General features: G+C 42.9%; 24 protein-coding genes, 2 tRNA genes and 4 pseudogenes. 6 read left to right on the top strand and 24 right to left on the bottom strand.

Annotation, left to right across the window (positions count from 1 at the left end; all coding sequences use genetic code 11):
• Positions 1 to 241: 241 nt before the first annotated feature.
• The 4 genes from bioD to bioB are packed head-to-tail and all read right to left on the bottom strand — an operon-like array spanning position 242 to position 3863.
• Positions 242 to 925: a dethiobiotin synthase gene (bioD, locus tag AAC853_RS12615; RefSeq protein WP_340614748.1), complete on the bottom strand. Its 684-nt coding sequence runs from the start codon at positions 923 to 925 to the stop codon at positions 242 to 244.
• A complete protein-coding gene (gene bioC / locus AAC853_RS12610) occupies positions 915 to 1688 on the bottom strand; it encodes a malonyl-ACP O-methyltransferase BioC (RefSeq protein ID WP_338882842.1) in 774 nt (257 codons plus the stop codon). Before bioC ends, bioD begins: the two co-directional genes overlap by 11 nt.
• Complete coding sequence (gene bioF / locus AAC853_RS12605; protein ID WP_338885590.1) at positions 1672 to 2823, bottom strand: 8-amino-7-oxononanoate synthase; 1152 nt, start codon at positions 2821 to 2823, stop codon at positions 1672 to 1674. Before bioF ends, bioC begins: the two co-directional genes overlap by 17 nt.
• Positions 2823 to 3863, bottom strand: a complete 1041-nt coding sequence (gene bioB / locus AAC853_RS12600; protein WP_340614747.1) for a biotin synthase BioB — start codon at positions 3861 to 3863, stop codon at positions 2823 to 2825. Before bioB ends, bioF begins: the two co-directional genes overlap by 1 nt.
• A 95-nt stretch (positions 3864 to 3958) precedes the next feature.
• On the opposite strand from bioB, the gene bioA reads away from it, so the two are divergent.
• Positions 3959 to 5227: an adenosylmethionine--8-amino-7-oxononanoate transaminase gene (bioA, locus tag AAC853_RS12595; RefSeq protein ID WP_340614746.1), complete on the top strand. Its 1269-nt coding sequence runs from the start codon at positions 3959 to 3961 to the stop codon at positions 5225 to 5227.
• A gap of 415 nt (positions 5228 to 5642) precedes the next feature.
• Positions 5643 to 6221, top strand: a complete 579-nt coding sequence (locus AAC853_RS12590; RefSeq protein WP_340614745.1) for a hypothetical protein — start codon at positions 5643 to 5645, stop codon at positions 6219 to 6221.
• A 79-nt stretch (positions 6222 to 6300) separates the two neighbouring features.
• Here the strand turns inward: AAC853_RS12590 and pgl are convergent, their stop codons facing one another.
• Entirely contained in the window at positions 6301 to 7287 is a 987-nt protein-coding gene (pgl, locus tag AAC853_RS12585; RefSeq protein ID WP_340614744.1) for a 6-phosphogluconolactonase, read from the bottom strand.
• A gap of 254 nt (positions 7288 to 7541) precedes the next feature.
• On the opposite strand from pgl, the gene AAC853_RS12580 reads away from it, so the two are divergent.
• Complete coding sequence (locus tag AAC853_RS12580) at positions 7542 to 8357, top strand: pyridoxal phosphatase (RefSeq protein WP_340614743.1); 816 nt, start codon at positions 7542 to 7544, stop codon at positions 8355 to 8357.
• Between the two features lie 60 nt (positions 8358 to 8417).
• Here the strand turns inward: AAC853_RS12580 and modC are convergent, their stop codons facing one another.
• The 4 genes and pseudogenes from modC to AAC853_RS12560 all read right to left on the bottom strand — a co-directional run bounded on the left by modC (position 8418) and on the right by AAC853_RS12560 (position 11297).
• Positions 8418 to 9482 carry a molybdenum ABC transporter ATP-binding protein ModC gene (gene modC, locus AAC853_RS12575; protein ID WP_338882852.1) on the bottom strand — a complete coding sequence of 355 codons (1065 nt, stop codon included), beginning with the start codon at positions 9480 to 9482 and terminating at the stop codon, positions 8418 to 8420.
• Positions 9476 to 10167 (bottom strand): annotated as a pseudogene (modB, locus tag AAC853_RS12570) (molybdate ABC transporter permease subunit). The gene modC and the pseudogene modB overlap by 7 nt, the downstream one beginning before the upstream one ends.
• Positions 10168 to 10184: 17 nt before the next feature.
• Positions 10185 to 10955, bottom strand: a complete 771-nt coding sequence (gene modA / locus AAC853_RS12565; RefSeq protein WP_338882855.1) for a molybdate ABC transporter substrate-binding protein — start codon at positions 10953 to 10955, stop codon at positions 10185 to 10187.
• A gap of 207 nt (positions 10956 to 11162) precedes the next feature.
• On the bottom strand, positions 11163 to 11297 hold the full coding sequence (locus AAC853_RS12560; protein ID WP_338882856.1) for an AcrZ family multidrug efflux pump-associated protein: 135 nt from the start codon (positions 11295 to 11297) through the stop codon (positions 11163 to 11165).
• Positions 11298 to 11735: 438 nt separating this feature from the next.
• On the opposite strand from AAC853_RS12560, the gene modF reads away from it, so the two are divergent.
• The 3 genes from modF to gpmA all read left to right on the top strand — a co-directional run bounded on the left by modF (position 11736) and on the right by gpmA (position 15253).
• Positions 11736 to 13220 (top strand): molybdate ABC transporter ATP-binding protein ModF, encoded by a 1485-nt coding sequence (modF, locus tag AAC853_RS12555; protein WP_340614742.1) that lies wholly within the window; start codon positions 11736 to 11738, stop codon positions 13218 to 13220.
• Positions 13221 to 13430: 210 nt separating this feature from the next.
• The gene (locus tag AAC853_RS12550) at positions 13431 to 14270 is read left to right on the top strand and encodes a CPBP family intramembrane glutamic endopeptidase (protein ID WP_338882859.1); all 840 of its coding nucleotides are present in this window, start codon (positions 13431 to 13433) and stop codon (positions 14268 to 14270) included.
• Between the two features lie 230 nt (positions 14271 to 14500).
• Positions 14501 to 15253 carry a 2,3-diphosphoglycerate-dependent phosphoglycerate mutase gene (gpmA, locus tag AAC853_RS12545; RefSeq protein ID WP_338882860.1) on the top strand — a complete coding sequence of 251 codons (753 nt, stop codon included), beginning with the start codon at positions 14501 to 14503 and terminating at the stop codon, positions 15251 to 15253.
• Between the two features lie 86 nt (positions 15254 to 15339).
• Here gpmA and aroG read toward each other — a convergent pair.
• The 15 genes and pseudogenes from aroG to cydA form a co-directional block, all read right to left on the bottom strand.
• Positions 15340 to 16377 (bottom strand): annotated as a pseudogene (gene aroG, locus AAC853_RS12540) (3-deoxy-7-phosphoheptulonate synthase AroG); the annotation flags it as partial.
• A gap of 248 nt (positions 16378 to 16625) precedes the next feature.
• Positions 16626 to 17345 carry a nicotinamide riboside transporter PnuC gene (pnuC, locus tag AAC853_RS12535; RefSeq protein WP_338882862.1) on the bottom strand — a complete coding sequence of 240 codons (720 nt, stop codon included), beginning with the start codon at positions 17343 to 17345 and terminating at the stop codon, positions 16626 to 16628.
• 278 nt (positions 17346 to 17623) lie between these two features.
• Positions 17624 to 17699, bottom strand: a tRNA-Lys gene (locus AAC853_RS12530).
• A 31-nt stretch (positions 17700 to 17730) separates the two neighbouring features.
• Positions 17731 to 17806, bottom strand: a tRNA-Lys gene (locus tag AAC853_RS12525).
• A 163-nt stretch (positions 17807 to 17969) separates the two neighbouring features.
• A complete protein-coding gene (cpoB, locus tag AAC853_RS12520) occupies positions 17970 to 18746 on the bottom strand; it encodes a cell division protein CpoB (protein ID WP_340614741.1) in 777 nt (258 codons plus the stop codon).
• Between the two features lie 9 nt (positions 18747 to 18755).
• A complete protein-coding gene (gene pal, locus AAC853_RS12515) occupies positions 18756 to 19256 on the bottom strand; it encodes a peptidoglycan-associated lipoprotein Pal (RefSeq protein ID WP_338885591.1) in 501 nt (166 codons plus the stop codon).
• Positions 19257 to 19298: 42 nt separating this feature from the next.
• Positions 19299 to 20585, bottom strand: coding sequence for a Tol-Pal system beta propeller repeat protein TolB (gene tolB, locus AAC853_RS12510; protein ID WP_422824218.1), 1287 nt, complete (start codon positions 20583 to 20585; stop codon positions 19299 to 19301).
• A gap of 189 nt (positions 20586 to 20774) precedes the next feature.
• Positions 20775 to 21842 (bottom strand): cell envelope integrity protein TolA, encoded by a 1068-nt coding sequence (tolA, locus tag AAC853_RS12505; protein ID WP_340614740.1) that lies wholly within the window; start codon positions 21840 to 21842, stop codon positions 20775 to 20777.
• A gap of 35 nt (positions 21843 to 21877) precedes the next feature.
• The gene (tolR, locus tag AAC853_RS12500; RefSeq protein WP_338882865.1) at positions 21878 to 22309 is read right to left on the bottom strand and encodes a colicin uptake protein TolR; all 432 of its coding nucleotides are present in this window, start codon (positions 22307 to 22309) and stop codon (positions 21878 to 21880) included.
• Positions 22310 to 22333: 24 nt separating this feature from the next.
• Positions 22334 to 23023 carry a Tol-Pal system protein TolQ gene (gene tolQ / locus AAC853_RS12495; protein ID WP_338882867.1) on the bottom strand — a complete coding sequence of 230 codons (690 nt, stop codon included), beginning with the start codon at positions 23021 to 23023 and terminating at the stop codon, positions 22334 to 22336.
• Positions 23020 to 23424 carry a tol-pal system-associated acyl-CoA thioesterase gene (ybgC, locus tag AAC853_RS12490; RefSeq protein WP_338882869.1) on the bottom strand — a complete coding sequence of 135 codons (405 nt, stop codon included), beginning with the start codon at positions 23422 to 23424 and terminating at the stop codon, positions 23020 to 23022. The genes tolQ and ybgC overlap by 4 nt, the downstream gene beginning before the upstream one ends.
• 117 nt (positions 23425 to 23541) lie before the next feature.
• Complete coding sequence (gene ybgE, locus AAC853_RS12485; RefSeq protein ID WP_340614739.1) at positions 23542 to 23826, bottom strand: cyd operon protein YbgE; 285 nt, start codon at positions 23824 to 23826, stop codon at positions 23542 to 23544.
• Entirely contained in the window at positions 23819 to 23941 is a 123-nt protein-coding gene (gene cydX / locus AAC853_RS12480; protein WP_338882873.1) for a cytochrome bd-I oxidase subunit CydX, read from the bottom strand. The genes ybgE and cydX overlap by 8 nt, the downstream gene beginning before the upstream one ends.
• An 11-nt stretch (positions 23942 to 23952) precedes the next feature.
• A pseudogene (gene cydB / locus AAC853_RS12475) lies at positions 23953 to 25091 on the bottom strand (cytochrome d ubiquinol oxidase subunit II).
• 14 nt (positions 25092 to 25105) lie between these two features.
• Positions 25106 to 26676: pseudogene (gene cydA / locus AAC853_RS12470) on the bottom strand (cytochrome ubiquinol oxidase subunit I).
• Between the last annotated feature and the right edge of the window lie 211 nt (positions 26677 to 26887).

Below are 26887 nucleotides of genomic sequence, written 5' to 3'. Positions count from 1 at the left end.
AGGTTATCCACAGGAATAGTGGATAACTCAGCAAAAGCTATTAGGTATGGGCAGTTGCAGAGTTATCCCCACTTATAAATTTTTTCAATAGTGGAATATTTTTATACTGCTTTGAGATTGATTCACGCGATTTCTTGATCAAAAATAGCTCAATGGTTGTCGAAATAAAATATCCTCTGCCTGAGAACAATGACTAAAGAACGACAGTCAGCATTGACTTTAACTAACCCACAGTAAACAATTAGTTAACCAAAGAATCAATAGTAATATATTTTCCTATGTGATTTTTATCACATGATTCACTCAGATGAGGAATAACGCCCAATAAAGGTGCGGGGATCATGTGCTCCAATGTCTCCAGATAAGCAGCCTGACGTTTACCGGCAGGCTCAATTTCATTGGCAACCCAGCCTGCCAGTTTTAACCCCGCATACTGAATAGCCTTTGCGGTTAATGCCGCATGGTTGATACAGCCCAATTTGACACCAACTGTCAAAATTACCGGTAAGTTCTCCTGAATCACCCAATCAGCAAACGTCGTATTTTCCGATAATGGCGTATACCATCCTCCCGCGCCCTCAATCAAAACCCAGTCAGATTTTTTTGCCAAAACGGCCAAGCCTGCTGATAAAACGGAAAAATCGATTGGCTGATTAAGTTCCGCACTGACAATGTGTGGCGATGTCGGTTCCACAAATACCAATGGATTCACTTCCTGGTAAGTCAGTGGCACCGTACTATTACGTTGCAAGGCCAGTGCATCACTATTGCGTATTCCTTCACTCGTCATTTCACTGCCAGATGCCACAGGTTTATAACCGGCAGTCAAATATCCCTTCTTATTAGCGGCTTGAAGTAAAGCACAACTCACCACTGTTTTACCTACTTCGGTATCGGTTCCTGTAAGAAAATATTTATTTGTCACAATAAATGACTCCAAAAGCAATTTGATAGCTTAATGGGTAATCCCCATTGTTCCGTGGATATGCTTCAGCAAGCGCTGTTAGACGTTTTTTTGTCATTAATCCCTGCTGGCGGCCATAATGCAGATGTGTTGCACCGATCCCTTTTAGAGAATTCAGTAAGGGCAACAGTTGTGGATAGTGCTGGTAATATTGCCGGTTAATGACTTTATGTCGGTAGGGTTGACATGCCTGGGTAATTGCTCGCAATGGCAGAAAATGATTAATATGTCGATAATCATCCACTCGCGCCCAAGCAGTGGCCAATTCATTCAGTGAACCCTGTGCAAGCGTGGAAAATACGATCAATCCACCAGGACGAGTCACACGATAAAATTCGCGCAAGGCGCTTGGCAAATCATTGCACCATTGCACCGCCAGATTGCTGAAACAGAGGTCTACGCTGTTATCCGCTAACCCCAAATGTTCGATATCCCCTTGCAAATAATAATCAGCAACTTGTTGTTCCTTTGCATGGCTCAACATACCGGAAGCCAAATCCAGGGCGATCACTTGTTTCCCCAACTGTTTCCAACGAGCACTAAAAAAACCGGTTCCACACCCCGCATCCAGTACTCGTCCACCAATCTTTTCCGCTTGTGCCAATCCCAGCAAATATTCACCGGTTTGCTGTTGCAATTTAGCCACTGTGTCATATTTGGCAGCCGCGCGTCCAAAAGCACCAGCAATCGCTTGCTTGTCAACAGATTTAACAACCAGATCCATGCAATGCCTCCAGTAATGCATCAATGTCGTGCCGTGTATGGTTGGCTGTCAATGTAATACGCAATCGTGCACTGTCAGGGGGAACCGTGGGGGGAAGTATCGCTTTAACCCACACTTTTTTTTGCTTAAGCGCATGAGACAGTGCGGTACAACGTTCATTATCACCCACAATTAATGGCTGGATGGCCGTTTCTGAATTCATCAATGCAAAAGGCAGATGCTGTGCTTCGCGGCGAAAGTAACGAATGTTGTTTCGCAACCGCTGACGCAACTCATCCCCAGCCTTGATTTGCCGTATGGCTTCGGAAAGTGCCACTGCCTGCGCGGGAGGCATTGAGGTACTGTAAATCAGATGCCGGGCATATTGGAGCAAGTATTCCGCAGTTTGTTCATCACATAAAACGGCGGCGCCACTCAATCCAAATGCTTTGCCAAAGGTGACGATTAGAATCTCTGGTTTAACATTTTGCATCCAACAACTGCCACGTCCTTCATCTCCGTGAATGCCGATACCGTGGGCATCATCCACCATCAGCCAACTCGCCGTAGATTTCGCTTGCTGCGCAATAGCGTCAAGCGGTGCATAATCGCCATCCATGCTAAAAACACCTTCCGTGACTACCAGCGTCTTACCAAGACATGCTTTTGCCATATGTTGCTGCAAAGATCCCATATCATTGTGCAGAAAGCGCCGCAGTTGGGCGGGCGAGTGCATTGCTGCTTCGAGCAAAGACGCATGGCTTAATCGATCGGCAATAATGCGATCTTCCCTTGCCATCAACGCCGCAATTACCCCTTGATTAGCGGCATAGCCGGAAATGAAAAGCAAAGCACGAGAGTATCCCAACCACTCAGCCAATTGTTGCTCCAGAGTATGGTGTGCAGCAGTGTAGCCCGTAACATGCCCTGAACCGCCACTGCCTACACCATATTGCTGGGCACCCTGTTGCCAGGCAGCAATAATCTTGGGATGTTGGCTCAGCCCAAGATAATCGTTACTGGAAAAATTAAGATATTGGCCGTCCGACGTAGATAATAAACGTCCATCAGATCCGTGATGGACTTGCCTGTTACGCCACAGCGGAGTGCCCCGACGTTCGGCCAAACGCCGGGAGAAAAAGTCTGACCAGCTCATCATATTGCCGCATTATAGAATTGTTCGTTATCAGCATTATGAAGGATGGCTTCTGTCAAATTTTGCTGCTGTTGATTGTCACCAATTGCCGTCTTTGTCTGTTGAGGATTGATACCCAAACGGCGGAACAGTTGCAGATCTTTATCTTCATCCGGATTTGGTGTTGTCAGCAACTTACAGCCGTAGAAAATGGAGTTAGCCCCCGCCATAAAGCACATAGCCTGAGTTTGTTCATTCATCTGTTCACGTCCAGCGGATAAACGGACGTGAGATTTTGGCATCATGATCCGTGCTACCGCAATGGTACGAATAAAGTCAAAAGGATCGACATCTTCATTGTTTTCCAGTGGCGTCCCTTTTACTTTTACCAGCATATTGATTGGTACACTTTCCGGTGGCTTAGGCAGGTTTGCTAATTGCACCAATAATGCTGCCCGATCGCGAATTTGCTCTCCCAACCCAACGATACCGCCAGAGCAAACTTTAATGCCCGCATTGCGGACATTATCCAACGTGTCCAGCCTGTCCTGATAACTTCGAGTAGTGATGATATTGCCGTAAAATTCTGGCGAGGTGTCTAAGTTATGGTTGTAATAGTCCAGACCTGCCTCTGCCAAACGCTGTGCCTGAGAGTGGTTCAGCATACCCAACGTCATGCAGGTTTCCATTCCCAATGCCTTGACTTCCTTGACCATTTTCTCCAAATACGGCATGTCACGTTCATGGGGGTTTTTCCAGGCCGCCCCCATGCAAAAACGGGTTGAACCCGCATTTTTCGCTTTATGCGCTGATTCAATGACTTTTTCCACTTCCATCAACCGCTCTTTTTCCAGGCCCGTTTTGTAACGGGAGCTTTGCGGACAATATTTACAGTCTTCTGGGCAAGCACCCGTCTTGATCGAAAGCAGAGTGCTGACCTGTACTTGTTGTGGGTCAAAATGTTCGCGGTGTACCTGTTGTGCCTGAAATAATAATTCAAAAAAAGGTTTATCAAACAACGCCTGTGTTTGTTTGATAGTCCATTGTTGACGCTCGCTCACAATAACATCTCCGATGTAAAAAATGTTGTCAGTTTAAATAGCCTCGCTATCATGTCAACCAAAATGAACTAAAAAAGGTTTACATTAAAGTTATTATGACTCCTTCAGATCTTGAATTTGACCAGCGCCATATTTGGCATCCATATACCTCAATGACAAATCCACTTCCCACCTATCCGGTCGTATCAGCCACAGGTGTAGAATTGGTTTTATCAGACGGTCGCACATTGATTGATGGTATGTCTTCATGGTGGGCGGCTATCCATGGTTATAATCATCCTGCTCTCAATGAAGCCGCAAAATCACAAATCGATAAGATGTCCCATGTTATGTTTGGTGGCATAACCCACCCTCCTGCAGTTGCACTGTGCAGGCAATTAGTGGCGATGACGCCGGATGCTTTGGAGTGTGTTTTTTTGGCGGATTCAGGCTCTGTCGCCGTCGAAGTCGCCCTAAAAATGGCATTGCAATATTGGCAGGCCAAAGGGAAAAAACGCCATCGTTTCCTGACTCTGCGTCATGGTTATCATGGCGACACTTTCGGGGCTATGTCTGTCTGCGATCCAGACAACTCCATGCATAATCTGTACAAAGGCTATCTCCCCAATCATCTGTTTGCCGATGCTCCGCAATGCCAGTTTGGTGATGAATGGCAAGCAGAAGATATCGCTTCTTTGAAACAATTATTGCTGCAATATCATGATGAAGTAGCCGCTGTGGTTTTAGAACCTATTGTTCAGGGGGCTGGCGGGATGCGAATTTATCATCCTGAATATCTGCGTCAGGTTCGTCAGCTTTGTGATGAATATCAGATCTTGTTAATTGCAGATGAGATTGCTACCGGATTTGGGCGAACTGGCAAGTTATTCGCCTGTGAACATGCGCAGATTGAGCCAGATATATTGTGCTTAGGCAAGGCATTGACGGGGGGATATATGACATTGTCCGCAACACTGACTACCCGCCATATTGCTGAAACTATCAGTCAAAGTGAAGCGGGCTGTTTTATGCATGGCCCAACTTTTATGGGTAATCCTCTGGCTTGCGCCGTCGCCAGTGCCAGCCTGAAATTGCTCGCTGACAGCCCATGGCAACAACGTATTCAAGCAATTGAAACTCAATTAAAAGCAGAACTATTTCCCCTCAAGTCACATAGTTTAGTCAAAGATGTTCGGGTGTTAGGCGCGATAGGTGTGGTTGAAATGAAACAGCCCGTAAATGTCGCTTCATTACAGCGCCATTTTGTCCAACATGGGGTATGGATCAGGCCATTTGGCCGGTTAATTTACCTGATGCCGCCTTATATTATTCAAACAGAACAGCTAACAAAGCTGACAAAGGCCATTGCGGGTACAATAAATTAAATAAAAATATATCCGGTCATATAAACAGGTTTTCATAATACTGAAAGTATCAGATGTTGGCGTTCCTTACCGCGCGGTGCGCGGGGTAAGGAATACTCCTATCATTTTGAAAGCTATTTATACGCATTAAACTTCAAATCGCAATTTACAACACGATATGAAACCTGATTTATTTCCGCTTAGCAGAAATAAATCAAAAACATTTTTAAGTTAGATTGGTATATCTCATTATATGACTGAAACAAATAAACCTGATTATTATATCCCTAATAAAAAAACATATTAAATGCATTTCCAAACGTCAATCACTGATAAATATTAATGACAAAAACAGAGGTTATTTCGTCACCTAGAAATAAGTTATTTGGTATATTCATGACGTAACCACACTCATTTAAACAAAGAGGAAAATATCATGAATACAGAAAATTTGATCACCCCTTCCAATGAAGAAATGCAGGATGTATTTAAACTATCTAAAAACAGATATGAGCAAGAAATTTCACATTATGAAATTCTGGTAAAAGAAAAACCTGAATTAGCTCCTTTATTTGCAGAAACAGTTAAACCAGATACATTAACCAGCCCTGTCTTGCAACAAACAGAATTTATCAGTGGGCATTTTAACATTAATACATATTATCAATATGGTAATTATCCTTTTATCCAGGTATCATCTAACTCGGCTATTATTGGGCATCAGCCAAATATAGGTAAAAAAACCAATTTCAATGGCTATATTCAGGGAGGACATAATACACCACTACTGAATTTTAATAATATTCATCTTGGTGGCGTTGTAAAATACCCTTATTCCATTATCAACGCGCCATTAAATATTCAACTTTATATTTACCCAAGAAATATTATATTACGTCTTTTAAAAGGAAATGTTTATTTGGGCGATTTATATTCTGTACAACAGAATCACATATTAATTACATACCCTATTGTTTTATCTGGTATCGGCTCTTTTAATCTAATCCAACAATAAATTGCATTAATTTTTTATCTTAAGTAGCAAAGGCGTATTCTCCAGTCACATAGCAAGCTATGTGACTGGAAGCCCAAGGTTACAGCGCTAATACCGTCACCCACATCGGGCCTTTACCAACCGGATAACGCGCCAGTTGCGTTAATTCCCCCGAATATTCGTCAATGCGTGATACAGAAATATGATCTGATTTCTGTCCTGATGCAATCAGGAAACGACCACTGTGATCGATGGCAAAACCACGAGGTTGGGTTTCTGTCGGATAATGACCAACTAATGTCAGGTGATAACCATCTTCTGAAACGCGAAAATGGCTGATCAGGCTTTCTGAACGTTCACTGGTATAAAGATGTCGGCCATCCGGTGTGATATGAATATCTGCCGACCACCGAACGTTGGAAAAATCTGTTGGCAGCGAATCAACTGATTGCACGATACGGTATTTTTCCCATTGACGCAGAACATCAACGGTTGAATCCAACTCATTAATGCAGTAAATAGCCTGTTTTTCCGGATGGAATGCCATATGACGTGGACCGGCACCTACTGCTGTCGTTATTTCATCTGTCCGGCTTTCTGTCAGATAGCCCCACTCATCTAAATTGAAAATACGAATGTGATCTTCTTTCAGACAGGGAACCAGCAGTTGACAATTTTCCCGATCAATATTGGCAGAGTGTGGCGCTTGCAGGCCTTCTACAATTTGATGTGGTGCTGTAACGATCCCATTTTGATCAATAGGATGAACGCTTAAGTTATCAAAGCTGTAAGATGCAGAAAATAAAAAACGCCCTGCTCTGTCAGTAGATATATGCGTTGGGCTACCCGGCAATGGTGCAATAGCCTGCTGTTCAAGACGTCCATCTGCCCCAATTGCATAGGTGACGATACTAAATTGCGGACGAATTCCTACATATAAGTGTTTACCATCAGGGTTGACAACCATTGGCTGTACTTCACCGGGCACATTTACGGTCTGGAGAAGCACAAGTTCCCCTGCTACATTCAGCGACCACACGTGAATTTGTTGGCTATTTGGGCTGGCTGTATAAACCACCTGTTTCATGTTCTCTCCTTAATACTTCATTACTATTTCATTGATCTGTAACGATTCTTGAAAGATTTTGCCTGCTAAACTATCCATATACCAATCCAACGTCCAATTGCAGCTTGCAAGTCAATATGATTGTTTATATTTTCCCCCGCTACGCGAGGAGATATAAGACGCATCTTGAAAGGCAATTGGTATATGACGGTTTAACTATATTCAACTAACGTATAATATTTTGTTTATATCATGGACAACTTAGAGGACAACTCATGTCGTATCGCGTTATTGCGCTGGATCTCGATGGAACACTGCTCGATCCACAAAAACGTATCCTGCCCGAATCACTGACAGCCCTAAATGAAGCCCGCCAATCAGGTATCAAAGTTTTGATTGTCACTGGACGCCATCATGTCGCCATCCACCCTTTCTATCAAGCGTTACAACTCGATACGCCTGCGATCTGCTGCAATGGGACTTATTCCTATGATTATCATGCAAAGAAAGTATTGGCCTCTAATCCACTCTCTGCCCAAGAAGCTTCCCAAGCACTTTCCTATCTGCAAGGCACGGAAATTCAGCATTTGATGTATGTTGATGATGCCATTTTATATCAATTTCCTCACACTGTAGTCCGAACCCTTGCATGGTCGGATTCTCTGCCTGAACATCAACGCCCTAATATCCAGCAAACAGAGAGTTTTCAAGATGCAATCCACACGGTGAATGCTATTTGGAAATTCGCTACCAGCTCATCCGATTTAGTGAAACTGCGTGAGATAAGTGAACAAATTGAGGAAAATGTTGGCCTTGAGTGTGAATGGTCATGGTTTGATCAGGTAGATATCGCCAAGAAAGGCAATAGCAAAGGTATGCGATTACAGCAATGGGTGGAATCGCAAGGCATGAGTATGAACGATGTGATTGCTTTCGGTGATAATTATAACGATCTCAGTATGCTGGAGAATGTTGGGTTGGGTGTCGCGATGGGTAATGGCGTTGAGGCCGTCAAAGAACGGGCAGATATTGTGACACGGGATAATACTCAACCTGGCATTGCTGAAATTCTGAGAAAATACGTACTGTAATTTAATCCAACGGGAGCAAATCAGTCCACTGCTCTGCTCCCTCTATAATGTTCCAGATAGTTATAAGTGACGATTCAACGAAACACTTTTTATCTGTGCATACAACCATTGCCCTGCCCGCAAATTAAGCTCTTCCCGCGCCCACGGCGTAATTCTTGCCCACAGGCTATGTTCACTCACTGCTAATTTGACATCAACCTGGCCATTATCTTCAAAAAACTCAATGACTTTGACTTGTAAGGTGTTACGGATGCTGCTGGATTTTGGTGGCTCCAAGACTAAAGAAACATCGGATGCATCAATACGGATACGCAGATCCGTTCCTGGAGAAACATTAACTTGTGGCAACCAAAGAAGTTTGTCAGACACCGCGACGGCGGTCATTTGATAACGTTGATGATGTTCCATAACAGAAACGTTTAGTATGCTGCCCAAACTCTCTTTTTGCAGCCATGGACGCAATGCACTGCTCGACCAGACCTCTTCCAAGGTTCCTGTTGCCCTGATTTTTCCGTTGTCCATAACAATAACATTCTCTGCCAAACGTAAAATTTCATCTAAACTGTGACTGACATAAAGGATCGGGATTTTGACGTTTTTGGACAACTTTTCAAGATAAGGTAATAACTCGCGTTTACGCGGTAAATCTAATGATGCCAGTGGCTCATCCATAAGCAGGATTTCAGGGGCAGTCAATAATGCACGGCCAATCGCTACTCTCTGTCTTTCTCCACCAGATAACGTGATGGGGAAACGAGACAGCAAATGTTCAATTCCCAACAAGCCAATGATGCTGTCAAACTGGGGTTTCATCTCTGGTGCCATGCCGTACTGTAAGTTTCCCTTCACGCGATAATGCGGGAAAAGTCGCGCGTCCTGAAAGACATAACCAATTCGACGCTTCTCTGGTGGCACAAAGATATTTTGTTCTGTATCCACTAAAGTAGTGCCGTTTAAAACAATGCGGCCTTTTTGTGGATGGCTCAATCCCGCAATCACATTGATCAATGAAGTTTTTCCTGCTCCCGAAAGACCAAATACAGCGGTAATGCTTTCTGTTGGCAAAGTGGTATTCACTTGCATGTGAAGCTCACCCAAGCGCTGTTCAAAATCCAACTCTAACATGCTGCCCCCAAACGTTTTCTGCCCCAACGTGTCAGCCACTCAGAGAGCATCAATGAAATCAGAGCCAATATAATGGCGATAACACACAAACGGGCAGCGGCAGTTTCAGCACCTGGCGTTTCTATCAAAGTATACATGGCAAGAGGAATGGTTCGGGTTTCCCCGGAATATTGGAAACAAAGGTGATAGTGGCACCAAATTCACCCAACGAGCGGGCAAACGCCAATACCGCGCCAACGATGATACCGGGTAATGATAATGGCAAGATAAGGGTGAAAAAGACTTTAAGCGAACCTGCCCCCAAAGTACGGGCAGCCTGTTCCAGGCGCCGATCAATACTCTCCAATGACAACCGAATAGCCCTGACCATCAGTGGAAAAGCCACCACAGCCGAAGCTAATGCCGCCCCTGTCCAATTAAACGCAAAGCTGATACCAAGACAGTCATAAAGGAATTCACCAATAACTCCGTGCCGCCCCATACTGATAAGCAACAAATATCCGACTACGATTGGCGGTAATACCAGCGGTAGGTGAATAATGCTGTCAAGCAGGGATTTACCAACAAACTGGCAACGAGCCAGCATCCATGCCATTAAGATCCCAAATGGCAAACTGAATAGCACAGCAATCGCTGAGATTTTTAAGCTCAGTAAAATTGCTTGCCATTCATATTCACTTAACATCTCCAAAAGATCCGTTCCTACAGTGGACTAAAGCCGTAGCGTTTAAAAATAACAGCGGCTTCAGGGGTTTTAAGGTAATCATAAAAATCGCGAACTGCCTGTTTTTCATGACCTTTGACTATCGCCATCGGATATCCCACCGATTTATGGCTTTCAGGTGGGAAAACCCCCACAACTTTCACCTTATTGCTGGCAACAGCATCAGAACCATAAACAATGCCCAGCGGGGCTTCGGCTCGTTCCACCAGCGCCATACCACTACGCACATTGTTAGTGCGTGCCATCAATGGATGAACCGTATCCCATGCATTCAAATATTGCAGTGATTCTTTAGCATAAATACCAACGGGTACATGATCAGGATCGCCAACCGCTAACCGCCCTCCCGCCAGCAAAGACTTCCATTTGGTTTCTTGGTTGATCTCAACTTGATTCAAATGACTCTCTTTCGGCGCAATCAGGACGAGCTGGTTACCCAACAAGGTATGACGAGTATTTTCGGCAATTGATTGTTTGTCAGTCGCGTAATTCATCCACTGCTGATCGGCAGAAATAAAAATATCCGCCGGAGCTCCCTGAGCTATCTGACGTGCCAGCGTCGATGATGAAGCATAAGAGGCTACAATATCGCCCCGTTTTTCTTTTTTATACTGTGCTGTAATATCATCCAATGCATTCGTTAATGAAGCGGCCGCAAAAACCGTCACCTTATCTGCTGCCCAAACGTTTCCAGCAAGCGCAAAAGAAATTACAGCCCCTGTCAGCAACTGATAAACTTTATTTTTCATTTTATACTCACTTACGCTAATCAATATAGTGCGTTGTGTATAACAAGATACAACGTTAAATGAAAACGCTATTCTAAGATTAATCGGCAAGTTTTGAGCCAGTTTTAGCTTTTATATTGATCTCAATGCAAAAAATTACCTATGAAGGGAAGGTTGGAATTGATGATTACCCGGATAACCGGGTAATAGGAATCATAAGGAGCAAGACTACCGACTGGTATTTTCTGTTTTGGAGATAAGATTGAATAATCCCCCAAGCCCATAAATCAGCACCAAAATAGCAGCCATCACCACGGGAACCATGATCAGCGCAAATCCCATACTTTTAAGCAATTCAAACATGCTAACCTCATATCCTGAGTGACTAACAAATTAACTGTATCATCTCTGAACCTGACATAACACAGACGTTAATTGGGTTATTCTAGACAATAAAACAGTAACAGTAACCGACGAAACGTGCGATTCTTATGGTTTTGTTGTAAGAACGCTCAAATAGTTATCCTAAATAAATCACTATGCAAGCCCAAATATTGTTAACACTAAAATTGCAACAACGCCTGTTCTCTGATCCCCAATGAATTGCGTTGCCTACGCATATTAAAATAACGGGTTCTATCAGCCAAGGCGCAAACAGCCTAGTATCAGCGATAAAATTGAAACATCGATTACAAAAATATTACGCCTCAATGAATAACAAACAGCTACACATTGACATTGAACATTATTCCGCTTATTTCTGATGATCCTTTAATTGATGTTGCTTAAAAAGGAAGAAGAATGTCTGAATTGCAAATAAAGCAAGGTAGTTTCCGTTTAAGTGACACCCGTACCCTACGGCTACCGTCACTGAAAATTATTTCTGGGGAAAGTTGGGCTTTTGTTGGCGCAAATGGCAGTGGAAAATCTTCACTGGCGCGTGCACTGTCGGACGAGTTAATTCAACTGGCAGGTGACCGTCATTGTTCGTTTCGCACACCAATACGTCTATCTTTCGAACAATTACAAAAACTGATTGATGAAGAGTGGCAACGCAACAATACAGATTTACTCAGTGAAGGAGAAGAAGATACTGGACGTACTGCCGCAGACATCATCCAGCTTCACCATAAAGACAATGAATTGTGTCTTGAACTAAGCGAATATTTTGGTATCAAGGATCTGCTCTCACGACGATTCAAATACCTTTCAACAGGGGAAGTTCGTAAGGTTTTGTTATGTCAGGCATTAATGGTAAACCCGGATCTGCTTATCCTTGATGAACCTTTTGATGGACTAGACAGTTATGCCCGCAATCAACTTACCCAATTATTAAGTTCTCTGGCGGCAAAAGGCATTACTTTAGTTTTAATCTTAACCCGATTCCATGAAATTCCTGATTTTGTCGAACAAATCGGTGTACTGGCAGATTGCCACCTGACGCTGGCTGGAAAGAAAGAACGCATTTTGGCAGAATCTCTCGTGGCACAGTTAGCACACAGCGAAGGGCTGAAAAATATTCGTCTTCCCGAAGCAGATGGATACCGAATTGATGGGCAACTTCCCGCTGATCAACCGTTGGTGTCAATGCGTGATGTTATTGTCCAATACAATGATAAACCCATTTTGCACAGCTTAAGCTGGCAAGTTAACCCTAATGAACACTGGCAAATCATCGGTGAAAATGGCGCGGGTAAATCGACACTTCTTAGCCTGATTACAGGCGATCACCCGCAAGGTTACAGCAATGAGTTAATATTATTTGGCCGTCAACGGGGAAGTGGTGAAACGATTTGGGATATCAAACGTCACATTGGTTATGTCAGTAACAGTGTTCATCTGGAGTATCGTGTCAGTACCGGCGTTCGGAATGTTATCCTGTCAGGTTTCTTCGATTCAATAGGACTCTATCAGGCCGTTTCAGATCGACAGCAACAGTTAGCAGATGAATGGCTGGGTTTATTGGGATTATCTGGAGCAACAGCAAATAGCCCATTTCATAGTTTGTCATGGGGACAACAACGGCTGGTTTTGATTGCCCGCGCTCTGGTGAAACATCCCGCTTTATTGATCCTGGATGAACCCTTGCAAGGGCTTGATCCTCTAAACCGCCAGTTAGTCCTGCGCTTCATTGACATCATGATTGCTCATGGTGATACACAGCTTCTGTTTGTTTCCCATCATCAAGAAGATGCGCCACAGTGCATTACCCATCGTCTGCGATTTATTCCTGACGGTGATATTTATCGGTATGAAACTGAAAATATTTGCTTAGAATCACTGTAATCTTCTTTTTTGTTCAACGCATGACGATGATCCCTCTCTTGATGGAGAGGGGTTTCTACTACCGTGCAATTTAATCACTCTTTAATAAAATCAAGTCATATTTTTTTGATATTTCTTATTATTATTTTTGAATTTTTTAACCATTACTATAGAATCACCGTTTATTTTTAGATTATTTCATTAGTTTTTTCAAAGATATTAGGGAATTATATGGCTTGGGCATTACTTGCCATTGCATTGGCTCTTTTAGAGAGTCGTCAGAAAATTGCTTTTTTCGTCGTACTCTTCGCTATCATTGCTGGGATCAACACTAACATACTTACCTATCCTGCTATAATCACGCTGATAGTGATCACTCTTTTAGGTATGGCATATCGTTATTGCCAAAAAAACAGCGAAAAACATTTTGTCCCCAAAATCGTTATAGAACTGTTATTGCTCATTGGTGGTATTTTATTGTTTGTACACTACATTCCAGGATTTCATAATCTCAAGTATCTGGATAAAGTGCAGGCAGGCCCGCTCAGCGCTCCTTTTTCAATGTATTTCAACTTTGACAAGGCACTGCTACCATTTATCCTGATATTCTGTATGCCTACTTTGTTCATCCGAAAACCGTTGGCTAATGCACCTGCTCATGGATGGGCATTATTGATCGCAGCTATTCCAGCATTATTATGGCTTGCAACCGTACTAGGCGGATTGTCCGTTGAACTCCATCTACCTAATTGGTTCCCGGCCTTTGTTATTGCTAATCTTTTCTTTGTCTCTTTGGCTGAAGAAGCGCTGTTTCGTGGCTATATTCAGCAGAAGCTCAGTCAATGGATGAATCCTTACTTAGCCCTTGTCATTACCTCCCTGCTGTTTGGCGCTGCCCATTTTGCTGGCGGGGGTTTACTGATGATTTTTGCTACGCTGGCAGGGTTAATTTATGGCCTGACCTGGCTGTGGAGTGGGCGTTTATGGGTGGCTGTTGCTTTCCATTTTTCACTCAACTTAATGCATCTACTATTTTTCACCTACCCAATAAAATCAGTAGTCATGCACTAAACTGAATTCCATTTGATCTGAATTGTCTCTCTCTATTCGGAGACAGTCCAGATCATAAACTCTCCGTTATTTCCCTTCCTCCCAGATATATGATCGCTGTAATTATCACCAATTATGATTTAAAACAGAAGATACGAGACTATTGTTTGCCGTTTTGGCCTGTCGCGCCATATAATGCCCGCAGCGATCTTTTCATTTTGTATTAAAAAGTACTGATAGGAGTTTAAGCTATGGCTGTAACTAAACTGGTTCTTGTAAGGCACGGAGAAAGTGAGTGGAACAAAGAGAACCGTTTTACTGGCTGGACTGATGTTGAATTGTCCGACAAAGGCCGCTCTGAAGCACAACAAGCTGGTCAACTACTGAAAGAAGAAGGTTTTATTTTTGATTTCGCCTACACTTCCGTTCTAAAACGTGCTATTCACACTTTGTGGAATATTCTGGATCAGGTTGATCAGCAATGGCTGCCAGTTGAAAAAAGCTGGAAACTGAATGAACGCCACTACGGTGCATTACAAGGCCTGGATAAAGCAGAAACCGCAGCCAAATACGGTGATGATCAAGTTAAATTGTGGCGTCGTGGCTTTGCTATCACGCCTCCTGATTTGACCAAAGATGATGAACGCTACCCAGGCCATGATCCTCGTTACGCCAGCCTGAAACCAGAAGAACTCCCAGTCACTGAAAGCCTTGCTACGACTATTGAACGTGTTATTCCTTATTGGGAAGAAGTGATCAAGCCACGCGTAGAAAAAGGAGAAAAAGTCATTATCGCCGCTCACGGTAACTCCCTGCGTGCATTGGTGAAGTATCTGGATAATATGAGTGAAGAAGAAATTCTTGAATTGAATATTCCAACCGCTGTACCACTGGTTTATGAGTTTGATGAGAACATGAAACCTATCAAACACTACTATCTGGGCAATGCTGATGAAATCGCAGCAAAGGCAGCAGCAGTTGCAAATCAGGGTAAAGCGAAGTAATCCTCAACTCGCGTAAAAATAACGTTAAAAGCCGGATTGATGTCCGGCTTTTTATGGCATTTTTGCGATAAATTAGCTTCTGCGACTCTGACAGCCTGAGATAACTGACGCAATAACGTTTCGGTATCTTCCCAACCAATACAACCGTCAGTCACACTTTGACCATAAACCAAAGGCTTGTCACTCTCCAGGCTTTGGTTTCCTTCCACCAAATGACTTTCAACCATAACACCAATGATCGCGTTTTCGCCCCCTGCAATCTGACCGCAGACATCAACACCGACGTCCATTTGTCTTTTGAACTGCTTCGCGCTATTTGCATGGCTAAAATCAACCATTACGCGGGGAGCCAAGCCTGCTTTTTTTAACCCTTCTTTAACGGCACCGACATGTTCTGCACTGTAATTAGGCTCTTTGCCACCACGCAGAATAATGTGGCAATCTTGGTTACCTATTGTATTAACAATCGCGGAGTGACCCCATTTCGTGACAGACAAGAAACAGTGCGATGAACTTGCTGAATTAATCGCATCAATAGCGACTTTAATTGTGCCATCTGTACCATTTTTGAAACCAACCGGACACGACAACCCTGAAGCCAACTCGCGATGAATTTGAGACTCCGTTGTACGTGCCCCTATCGCACCCCAGCTCATGAGATCGGCTAGGTACTGAGGTGTAATCATATCCAGGAATTCACCTGCTGCAGGTAATCCTATGTTATTAATATCGAGCAATAACTTACGGGCAGTACGTAATCCGCCATTGATATCAAAACTGCAATCCATGCCTGGATCGTTAATCAATCCTTTCCAGCCAATAGTCGTGCGGGGCTTTTCAAAGTACACGCGCATGATAATTTCCAAATCGGCTTTCAATTCTTCACGTAATTTATTCAAGCGTTCTGCATATTCTAACGCCGCTTGTGGATCATGAATTGAACATGGACCAATCACTACCAATAGACGATCATCTTCACCAATTAAAATATTATGAATAGATTCACGTGCCTTACGAACAGTAATAATACTCTCTTCTGTGGCTGGAAATTTTTCGAGTAATGCAACTGGTGGCAATAATTCTGTTATTTTTCTTATTCTTATATCGTCGTTCTGGTAATTCATTATCCTTTCACCTAATACGTTTACAGTTATTTAAAATAATTTTGTGATCTCAATCTAACTGTTAGGCGTTGTTCTGTAAATAATCTTTGTGAGTAAAAATAGAATACTTTTTTATGGAAAATACCATTGAGAGTAAAAATGATGTTAATTCAAATAAATAGATGAATAAGAAGAGAATGTCTTGCAGAAAAAGAGCAAATAACAGGCCATAGAACGTTAATTATCTATGGCCGATGATTGCTTTTAATTTACATTTTCTTTGGGTTGTTATCCGCTGGTTTCGCTGCCTTGATCCACAGACGAGTACCATTCAATGCAATACCTGTCAAAATAATATATTGCAGTGACATCGCCAACACGCCTTGACAGTAATAAATCACGACACTAATAACGTCGATGATGACCCAAATCAGCCAATTTTCTACATGTTTACGCGTCATCAGTATCATTGCCACGATGGATAATATTGTCATCACTGAATCCCAGAATGGAAAAGAATCAGGTTGTAAATCAGGCATGATGATATTAAAACCCATTCCCTGTAGGGTGAGCACCACCACTTTTGCCATATAACCAAATATTTGATCGATATTGAATGTCATGATCAATATGGCAAATATGGAAACCGCGGCAATAACAACCATCTGTTTAAGGTTGAGCCACCGAATTTTAAGCTCTATTTGTTTTTGCTCATTAACTCGGCTCCATGCATACCACCCATAGATATTAGCCGCGAAGAAAAAGATTTGCAGAATGAGGCTGGCGTAGAGTTGAATTTGAAAGAAGATAACAGCGAATAGTGAGACATTAATTAATCCAAACAGGTAATTAATGATTTTCTCCTGACTAGCGAGCCAAATACATAACAGCCCTGCTATCGTACCAATCGCTTCAATATATGAAAGGTTATAGCCGCCCGTTCCTAGTGGAATATGCACGAATATGTTATCAATGTTGAAAAAATCCATACTTTTTTATCCTTAACCATAAATAATGTTTAGTATATCAATACAATAAACATGAAATTACGAGACAATTGGGCTATTTTGCGCTTTGTTGTTTTAAATACTAAACAAGATAACGAATTTAAGAAAAAAAGTCTTTAATTATTTTAAAGATTTAAAAACGATAAGGAGAAAATGTGAAGTCAGTAATCAACTTATTAAATTATCTGCTACGATAAATCAATTAAAAGCCAACTGTTCTTTTGAATGAGTTTACAATCTATTTAAGGAATATTTAAAGATGGTGGGTCGTGCAGGATTCGAACCTGCGACCAATTGATTAAAAGTCAACTGCTCTACCGACTGAGCTAACGACCCATCTGAGAAGTATTTGAAGTGAAAGTTTAGATGGTGGGTCGTGCAGGATTCGAACCTGCGACCAATTGATTAAAAGTCAACTGCTCTACCGACTGAGCTAACGACCCATCTAAATTCTAAATCTGTTTGGCAGTTATCCTTGCCAACGGCGGCATATATTACTGATTTCTCAGCGTGGTGCAATGTTTATTTTGGAAAAATTGTTTAAATGCTTATTAAGCAGTCAATTATTCCCCAAAAGACCGATTTCTGACCTTTCGGGGATAATTATTACATCCCGGAAAGCTTTTTTCCGGCCATTTTTGCTGCATTAGAGTCTGGATATTGCTTAACCACCTGCTGATAAACCGCTTTCGCTTTATCCTTTTGCCCCTTTTCCTGCATGATTAGACCAACTTTATACAAGGAATCACTGCTTTTTTGTGACTTAGGATAGTCTTTCACAACAGTGGCAAAATAATAAGCCGCATCGTCTTTCTTGCCTTTGTTGTAATTCAACTGCCCTAACCAATAATTGGCATTCGACAAATATTTAGACTTGGGATAGGTTTTGGCAAAATTTTGAAATGCGACAATCGCTTTATCATATTCTTTGGTATTGATAGCCAAAGAAACAGCGGCATCGTAATCACCTTTTTCACTTCCTGTACTTGCCGACACAGCAGATTTTTTATTCTCAGCTTGTGCCGAAGGTGCCGCATTACGATTTTCTGGCTCTGAACTCTCTGCACTGGATGGATTGGTGATTTTATCCAATTGCAGGTAAAGATCTTTTTGACGTTCAATGATCTGATTTAATTGATACTGGTTTTCCTGAATTTGACCGCGGAGTGTATCGATATCACGTTGAGAATCAGAAAGCTGTTGCTGAAGCTGGGTCAATAATTGACTGTGAGCGTCAGAAATACGCTCTAATTGGGAGAGGCGCTCATCGGTGGAGCCTGAGCCGACATTACTGATTGGCGCTCGGGCGGTAGCGGCCCAAGGAGCCGCTACGCCAACCAATAACGACAGACCCAACATATAACGTCTGAAGTTACTGTTCATGCATTACTCTTAGTATACGATCACAGCGCGACGGTTTTTCGCATATGCTGCTTCGTCATGGCCAAGTACAGCTGGTTTTTCTTTACCGTAAGAAACGATAGCAAGCTGATCAGCAGAAACACCTTTACCTTGCAGATACATTTTCACTGCATTCGCACGGCGCTCACCCAGAGCAATGTTGTACTCTGGAGTACCACGCTCATCTGCGTGACCTTCGATAGTCACTTTTACAGACGGGTTAGTACGCAAGAAGGCAGCATGTGCATCCAACATCTGAGCAAATTCGCTGTTGATGTCGTATTTATCGAAACCGAAGTATACGATGTTGTTATTTTGCAGCTTTTGCATCTGCTGACGCGCTAATTCTTCAGCAGACAGAGTCTTAGAAGAATTATCAACAGTGCCTACACTAGACTGATCATTATTGCCAGTTTTGTTAGAACTACACGCTGCTACGGCCATGATTGGTAAAGCTAACATCAGCCCTTTTAGCACTTTGTTCAGTTGCATCTCTTTGATCCTTTTATAGTTTGCCATACATATTATTATGCATCACAGATACGGCGACCAGGCAGGGAATTTTACCTGTCCATCGGTAGCCGGAAGACGCGCTTTGAAACGCCCATCAGTCGAAACTAGCTGCAATACAGTTCCCCACCCTTGAGTGGAGCTATAAATCACCATAGTGCCATTAGGTGCGATGCTCGGCGTTTCATCCAGGAACGTATCTGTCAAAATTTGGACAGATCCCGTTGCTAGATCCTGTTTGGCGATATGCTGACTGCCACTCGCTGAGCTAACCATCACAATAAAACTACCGTCAGGGCTAACATCTGCATCTTGGTTTTGTGGTCCTTCCCAAGTTAGGCGTTGTGGAGCACCGCCATTAATATCGATTTTATATAATTGTGGACGCCCACCCTGATCTGAGGTATAGACCAATGTCTGGTTATCTGGCATCCAACTTGGCTCAGTATTGTTACTGCGACCATCAGTGATCTGGCGGATTTGGCCAGACGTTAAATCCATCACGTAAAGATTCAAACTACCGGTTTTAGATAATGCAAAGGCAAGTTTAGTCCCATCCGGAGAAAATGCAGGGGCTCCGTTATGGCGAGGGAACGAAGCTACCTGACGAATAGCACCTGTTGCCAGTGTTTGGATAATCAGCGCAGAGCGACCACCTTCAAATGTAACATAGGCAAGTTTGGAAGCATCTGGCGACCAAGCTGGTGACATCAATGGATCCGGTGAGCTATGTACGGTAAATTGATTATAACCATCATAATCAGAAACACGCAGCTCATTTCGATACTTACCTGAACTGCTATTTTTAACGACATAAGCTATACGGGTAGTAAATGCACCTCTGATGCCCGTCAGTTTTTCAAATACCTGATTACTGGCTGTGTGTGCCGCAAAACGTAACCATTTCTTTTCAACGGTGAATTGTTCTTGTGCCAACACCGTTCCTGGTGCACCAGCAACATCAACAAGTTGATAAGAAACCAAGAATTTACCATCTGCACTGGGTTGAATATGTCCAACAACGACTGAATCGATCCCCAATGCAGCCCATGCCGCAGGCGTTACCTCTGATGCAGTCGTCGGTTGTTGCGGCATACGGGCAGAATCAATCGGATTAAATTTTCCACTGTTTCTCAAGTCCGCAGCAATAATTGAGCCAATATTTTCAGGTGACTCACCTGCCCCAGTCCATTTAAATGGGACAACCCCAATAGGACGGGCAGAATCAACACCCTGTGTAATTTCAATGCGAACCTCTGCATGAGCAAGTGCCGCCCACATAACCAGAAAGCCTAATATGACTTTAAACATCTGTTTAAAAGTTTGCTTCATCATCTCTCCCTTATCGCGATCTTTTACTCGCCGCAATAATCCGCCGGATTCTAACAAACGCCAACAAACAAAACTAGATACCTAAATAAAATCTAATAATTTTGTTTGTATATATAAATTATTCGAAAGTTTATTTAGTGCATAGCAATTATGCACCAAACACTTAAATTACTGCGGTTTAAATTCTAATGTGAAACTCTTAAAATATTCATAAACCTCTTTGCTTGGTGGAGGCGGCATCTTTTTTGCCAAATTAGCTGCAGTAATTGCCGCTCGACATAACGCCGGATCACCCGCTCCTGCTTTGATATCAATCAGTAATCCATCTGGCGCCAGTTTTATATTTAAATCACAAGTACGGCCAATATACAGGTTGGAATCGTAAAATTTACTCTCTATTGCAGCCTGAACTTTTCCCAGATAACTATTAATATCTTGCTGAGAAAGGCCACTTTTCTTACCACCACCTTTTCCTGCCGCAGCCGCACCACCCTGCTTAGGCGTATTAGATGTTAATCCACCTAATAGATCATTAACCGTTTGAGTTTGCTTTGCTGCTTCCGCCTTAGCTTTTGCTTCTGCCTTAGCTTTTGCTTCGGCTGCTGCTTTGGCTTTAGCTTCGGCTTCCGCTTTAGCTTTGGCTTCGGCTTCGGCTTTAGCCTTGGCTTCAGCTTCCGCTTTAGCTTTTGCCTCAGCCGCCGCTTTACGTTTTGCCGCTTCTTCTGCCTCTTTCTTCGCCTGGGCTTCCGCTTTCTGGCGGGCTTCAGCTTGCTCTTTTAGAATTCTTTCTTTTTCTGCCAGTGCTTTTGCAGCCGCTTCTTCCGCCTGTTTTTGTTCTTCACGCGCTTTAGCGGCAGCAGCCTCAGATTGTTTTTTTTGCACTTCAGCTTCCTGTAGCGCTTTAATTCGTTCTTCTTCAGCCGCTTTCAAGCGTTCCTGTTCTTCCGCCTGCTTTGCCCGCAATTCAGCAGCCTGTTGCTCCGCTTTTTTCTTCCGCTGTTGTTCAGCTAACTTTGCATTGGCCTGTTGCTGTTGTTGTTGGTTATATTGCTGAACGACCGCATTCGGATCAACCATAACAGCATCAATGACAGTACCGCCTTGTCCACCGCCCCCCATTTCTGTTTTTTGCGTCAAAGAACCCCAAATCAGAAACCCGATCAGGATAATATGCAATATTACAGAGATGATAATGGCCCGATTCAGCCTATTATTTTGCTCGCTTGTCTTTCCCACGCTCGACATCCAGAAACTTTAAGTAACAGCCGCTGTCAGGTGCCGATAGGCTGGGTCATTAAACCCACCGATTTTACACCTGCCTGACGAAGCATATTCAACGCCTTGATAATTTCATCATAAGGAACTTCCTTAGAACCACCAATCAGGAAAATTGTTTTCGGATTGGCTTTCATCACGGTTTGAGCTTCTGCAACAACTTGCTGTTCAGGTAATAATTCCAAACGTTCCTGGTTAACAACCATGTTGTACTGTCCTACCCCAGAAACTTCCACAATGACCGGTGGATTATCAGTGCTAGAAACTGTTTTTGAATCCACCGAATCAGGTAAATCGACTTCTACGCTTTGCGTGATAATTGGTGCTGTTGCCATGAAAATAAGTAGCAATACCAGCAACACGTCCAGCAAGGGAACGATATTGATCTCGGATTTTAGCTCACGTCTGCGACTACGAGTACGCGCCATTCACTGATTTCCCCTTACGATTTATTACGACTTAACAGTATTAGAAGCAAATGCCTGACGATGCAAAATCGCCAGAAATTCTTCCATAAAATTATCGTAAACTTGTTCTAATTTATTAACACGCTGGTTCAAACGGTTATAAGCCATCACCGCAGGAATTGCCGCAAATAGGCCAATAGCTGTTGCAATCAGAGCTTCAGCAATACCGGGAGCCACCATTTGCAGAGTTGCTTGTTTAACTGCCCCCAAGGCGATAAAGGCATGCATGATCCCCCAGACCGTACCAAACAAACCAATATAAGGACTGATGGAACCTACTGTACCCAAAAATGGAATGTGATTTTCCAATACTTCCAATTCACGATTTAGTGAAATACGCATGGCACGGGAAGTTCCTGTAATAACAGCTTCTGGTGCAGCGTTATTTGCCTGATGTAAACGAGCAAACTCTTTAAACCCAGAATGGAATATCTGTTCAATACCATTTAATGAATCACGGCGTGACTGACTTTCTTTGTAAAGACGAGATAATTCAATACCAGACCAAAATTTATCTTCAAATGCCTCTGCTTCACGGCTTGCAGCATTAAGGATCTTTGTCCGTTGAATAATAATTGCCCAAGAGACGATAGAAAAACCAATCAAAATCAGCATGATCAGTTGTACTAAAAAACCTGCCTTAAGAAATAAATCAAGGATGTTCATGTCAGTCACTGCTTAAACTCCGCGACAATAGACTTTGGAAGCGCAATCGGCTTCATTTGAGATGAATTCACGTAGACAACCAGGCATTCCGCACTGCTGAAAACTACGCCATTACAATCAACAATTCGTTGAATAAATGTTAGGGAAGCTCCACGGATATTCGTAACTTCACTTTCAACAATCAGTTGATCATCCAGTTTTGCTGGTTTCCGATAGTCAATCGTCATACGACTAACAACAAAACCAACTTGCTCATCCAACATAGACTGTTGGTGAAAACCTCTTTCACGCAACATCTCTGTACGAGCCCTTTCATAAAAACCCAAATACCGAGCGTGGTAAACCACACCACTAGCATCTGTGTCTTCGTAGTAAACACGGATAGGCCAACGGAACAACATATTACTCATATAATCCTAATTAGGCGAATTGACGCTGTCACTATACTTAAGACAATAGCGCTTTGGAATGACTTGTTAGTAAAAAAAAAAATTTATAGGCTATCAGCCTATAAAATTACAACTAGTTTACTTAAAGAAATGATATAAGCCAAAAAGAAGAATAAGAAATGCGGGTAATGGGTGAAAAAACAATCGCCAGATAATACTCTTAGGATGAAAACCAACACCAAAAGTAACGCCAGAACAAACTGCCCAAATCAATAAAATACCTTGCCATATTTGTAGTGAACTGGTACTGGCGGCAAAACGTGCCGGATCCCAAAATACACAGGCAGCAAGTGTTAAAGCGATAATGAGGATAAGAGCCCTCAATAGGCCCTTATCCATAAGCTGGTAGCATCTATCAGCCATTATTTTTGTCACTCTCAGAAGCGTTTTGTGATTCGCTATGCTCAAGTGCCAAAGCAGCAATGACCGCAAAACTACAAGCCAAGAGCGTTCCGAGAATCCAAGCAAAATACCACATGCCTATGCTCCTTAGTACAGTGAGTGTTTGTTGTTATCAATATAGTTCTTATCCAAACGCCCGAAAGTTTTGTAGTAACACCAAATGGTGTACAACAACACAGTAGGAACAAAGATAAGCGCAACAACTAACATAACTTGCAACGTCCACTGACTGGATGTCGCATCCCACATAGTCAAACTGACATTCGGGTCAAGGCTTGATGGCATCACAAACGGGAACATAGCAATGCCTGAAGTCAGGATAATGCAAGCCACTGTCAGGGATGAGAACAGAATGCCCAGGCACCTTTATCCATCCAAGTAGACAGCATAGTCAGCAGAGGAAGAATCACTCCCAGCACAGGTATCGCCCACAAAAGCGGCTAGTTATTGAAGTTGATCAGCCATGCACCTGCCTGCTGAATGACTTCTTTATGTAACGGATTAGATGCGGCATTAACATCTAGACCGCCCGTCACAACATAACCATCAATGCCATAAATCAGCCATATTCCTGCTAATAGGAATGCTATTGCCGTTATCGCTGCACAAACATGGGTTGCGGTACGGGAACGTAGGTGCAGTTCACCCGTTGTACGCATTTGCAGATAAGTTGCACCTTGTGTCACAATCATCATCAGACTAATCACCCCTGCCAACAATCCGTAAGGGTTCAGTAATCCAAAGAATGAGCCTTCATAGGAGACACGCAGGTAAGAATCGACTGCCAATGGTACACCTTGCAGCAAGTTACCAAATGCCACCCCGATAACCAATGCAGGTACGAAACTACCGATAGCCAGCCCCCAATCCCACATATTGCGCCATTTGCTGTTTTCCAGTTTTGAACGGTAATCGAAACTCACCGGACGGAAAAACAATGCAGCCAAAACCAGGATCATTGCCACATAAAAGCCAGAGAAAGCGGCGGCATATACCATTGGCCATGCAGCAAACAGAGCACCACCCGCGGTAATTAACCAAACCTGGTTACCATCCCAATGTGGGGCAACTGAGTTAATCATGATACGGCGTTCGGTATCGTTTTTACCAATGATCCGCAGCAGGATACCCACCCCCATGTCAAAACCATCAGTCACGGTGAAACCGATCAGTAACACACCAATCAGCAGCCACCATATAAATCGTAATACATCATAATCAAGCATAAGTGGACTCCTGCTTACTCAATATTATTCGCTGAAGACACTGTTTTTTGTTCAAAATGGTAACGACCTGTCTTCAGGCTACTTGGGCCAAGACGAGCAAATTTGAACATCAAAAACATCTCTACGATCAAGAACAAAGTGTACAGACCACAAATCAGCACCATTGAGAAAATCAGATCGCCAACACTGCGTGTTGATGCCGCGACAGCCGTTGGCAACACCTCACCAATCGCCCATGGTTGACGACCATATTCTGCGACAAACCAACCAGACTCAATGGCAATCCATGGCAATGGAATACTGAACAATGCAGCACGCAACAGCCATTTATGTTGACCAATACGGTTACGGAGAACACTCAGGAACGACAGGCCGATAACCAACAGCATAATAAAGCCAGCAGCAACCATGATACGGAATGCAAAGTAGAGCGGCGCTACACGTGGAATAGAGTCTTTCGCAGCAGCTTTGATTTGCTCTTCTGTTGCATCAGTTACGTTTTGGGTATAACGCTTCACGAGCATGCCATAGCCAAGATCTTTCTTACTTTCATTGAATGCACTACGAACACTTGGATCAACATTACCTGCACGCAGTTTTTCCAGTAATTCATAGGCCTTAATACCATTACGGATACGTTGCTCATGCTGGCTCATCAAATCACGCAAGCCAACGACCGGGGTATCTGTTGAGCGGGTAGCAATTAAACCTAAAACGTAAGGAATTTGGATGGCGTATTTATTTTCCATTTTATCCTGATCAGGAAGACCAATCAGCGTGAATGAAGCTGGAGGTGGCTGGGTTTCCCACTCTGCTTCAATTGCTGCTAGTTTGGTTTTCTGCACGTCCCCCATTTCATATCCAGATTCATCACCCAGAACAATAACAGACAGTACCGCAGCCATACCAAAACTCGCTGCAATCGCAAAAGAGCGTTTAGCAAACCCCAAATCACGCCCTTTAAGCAGATAGTAAGAGCTGATACCTAGCACAAAAACAGCCCCTGTCACATAACCCGCTGCAACAGTATGGACAAATTTCACCTGTGCCACTGGGTTAAGTACCAGTTCGCTAAAGCTCACCATCTCCATTCGCATGGTTTCGAAGTTAAAGTCAGACGCAATCGGATTTTGCATCCAACCATTCGCAATCAAGATCCACAATGCAGAGAAGTTAGAGCCTAATGCAACCAGCCAGGTAACCGCCAAGTGTTGTTTCTTACTCAGTCGATCCCACCGAAGAAAAACAGGCCAACGAATGTAGATTCGAGGAAGAATGCCATCAGACCTTCGATGGCCAGAGGCGCACCGAAAATATCACCAACATAATGTGAGAAATATGACCAGTTGGTTCCGAATTGGAACTCCATGGTCAAGCCCGTTGTGACACCTAGAGCAAAGTTAATACCAAATAACTTACCCCAGAATTTTGTCATATCTTTATAGATTTGTTTGCCAGAAAGGACATATACCGTTTCCATGATCGCAAGCAAAAACGCCATACCAAGCGTTAATGGTACAAACAGAAAATGGTACATAGCAGTTAAGGCAAACTGTAATCGTGACAGTTCGACAATATCAAACATCTTGACTCCTTGCTCCTAGCAGGAAGACACCGACTTGCGGCAACCCGACTTCGTAAAACGAAAGTCTCGTAACTACCAGCAATAAATGCCTCAAACACAACAATGAATTATTACAAAATGGAAAATTCAATAGATACCACAATAATATTACGCCTATATTCACATACAATAAATAGCTTTTACGTGACTCAGCTTAGAATTCTGAATATAG

Origin of the sequence: Xenorhabdus thailandensis, from assembly GCF_037996785.1 — a bacterium.
Taxonomy (GTDB): Bacteria; Pseudomonadota; Gammaproteobacteria; order Enterobacterales; family Enterobacteriaceae; genus Xenorhabdus; species Xenorhabdus griffiniae.
Note: the sequence above shows the minus strand (reverse complement) of the source record. Positions and strands in the feature narration are given on the sequence as shown.

Coding starts and splice junctions, on each gene's coding strand:
- gpmA (WP_338882860.1), top strand. CDS start 14,501: ATGGCTGTAACTAAACTGGTTCTTGTAAGGCACGGAGAAAGTGAGTGG.
- modC (WP_338882852.1), bottom strand. CDS start 9,482: ATGTTAGAGTTGGATTTTGAACAGCGCTTGGGTGAGCTTCACATGCAA.
- modF (WP_340614742.1), top strand. CDS start 11,736: ATGTCTGAATTGCAAATAAAGCAAGGTAGTTTCCGTTTAAGTGACACC.
- tolR (WP_338882865.1), bottom strand. CDS start 22,309: ATGGCGCGTACTCGTAGTCGCAGACGTGAGCTAAAATCCGAGATCAAT.
- cydX (WP_338882873.1), bottom strand. CDS start 23,941: ATGTGGTATTTTGCTTGGATTCTCGGAACGCTCTTGGCTTGTAGTTTT.
- AAC853_RS12550 (WP_338882859.1), top strand. CDS start 13,431: ATGGCTTGGGCATTACTTGCCATTGCATTGGCTCTTTTAGAGAGTCGT.
- AAC853_RS12580 (WP_340614743.1), top strand. CDS start 7,542: ATGTCGTATCGCGTTATTGCGCTGGATCTCGATGGAACACTGCTCGAT.
- pgl (WP_340614744.1), bottom strand. CDS start 7,287: ATGAAACAGGTGGTTTATACAGCCAGCCCAAATAGCCAACAAATTCAC.
- bioA (WP_340614746.1), top strand. CDS start 3,959: ATGACTCCTTCAGATCTTGAATTTGACCAGCGCCATATTTGGCATCCA.
- ybgE (WP_340614739.1), bottom strand. CDS start 23,826: ATGGCTGATAGATGCTACCAGCTTATGGATAAGGGCCTATTGAGGGCT.
- AAC853_RS12560 (WP_338882856.1), bottom strand. CDS start 11,297: ATGTTTGAATTGCTTAAAAGTATGGGATTTGCGCTGATCATGGTTCCC.
- tolB (WP_422824218.1), bottom strand. CDS start 20,585: ATGTTTAAAGTCATATTAGGCTTTCTGGTTATGTGGGCGGCACTTGCT.
- cpoB (WP_340614741.1), bottom strand. CDS start 18,746: ATGAACAGTAACTTCAGACGTTATATGTTGGGTCTGTCGTTATTGGTT.
- pnuC (WP_338882862.1), bottom strand. CDS start 17,345: ATGGATTTTTTCAACATTGATAACATATTCGTGCATATTCCACTAGGA.
- pal (WP_338885591.1), bottom strand. CDS start 19,256: ATGCAACTGAACAAAGTGCTAAAAGGGCTGATGTTAGCTTTACCAATC.
- bioF (WP_338885590.1), bottom strand. CDS start 2,823: ATGAGCTGGTCAGACTTTTTCTCCCGGCGTTTGGCCGAACGTCGGGGC.
- modA (WP_338882855.1), bottom strand. CDS start 10,955: ATGAAAAATAAAGTTTATCAGTTGCTGACAGGGGCTGTAATTTCTTTT.
- AAC853_RS12590 (WP_340614745.1), top strand. CDS start 5,643: ATGAATACAGAAAATTTGATCACCCCTTCCAATGAAGAAATGCAGGAT.
- bioC (WP_338882842.1), bottom strand. CDS start 1,688: ATGGATCTGGTTGTTAAATCTGTTGACAAGCAAGCGATTGCTGGTGCT.
- ybgC (WP_338882869.1), bottom strand. CDS start 23,424: ATGAGTAATATGTTGTTCCGTTGGCCTATCCGTGTTTACTACGAAGAC.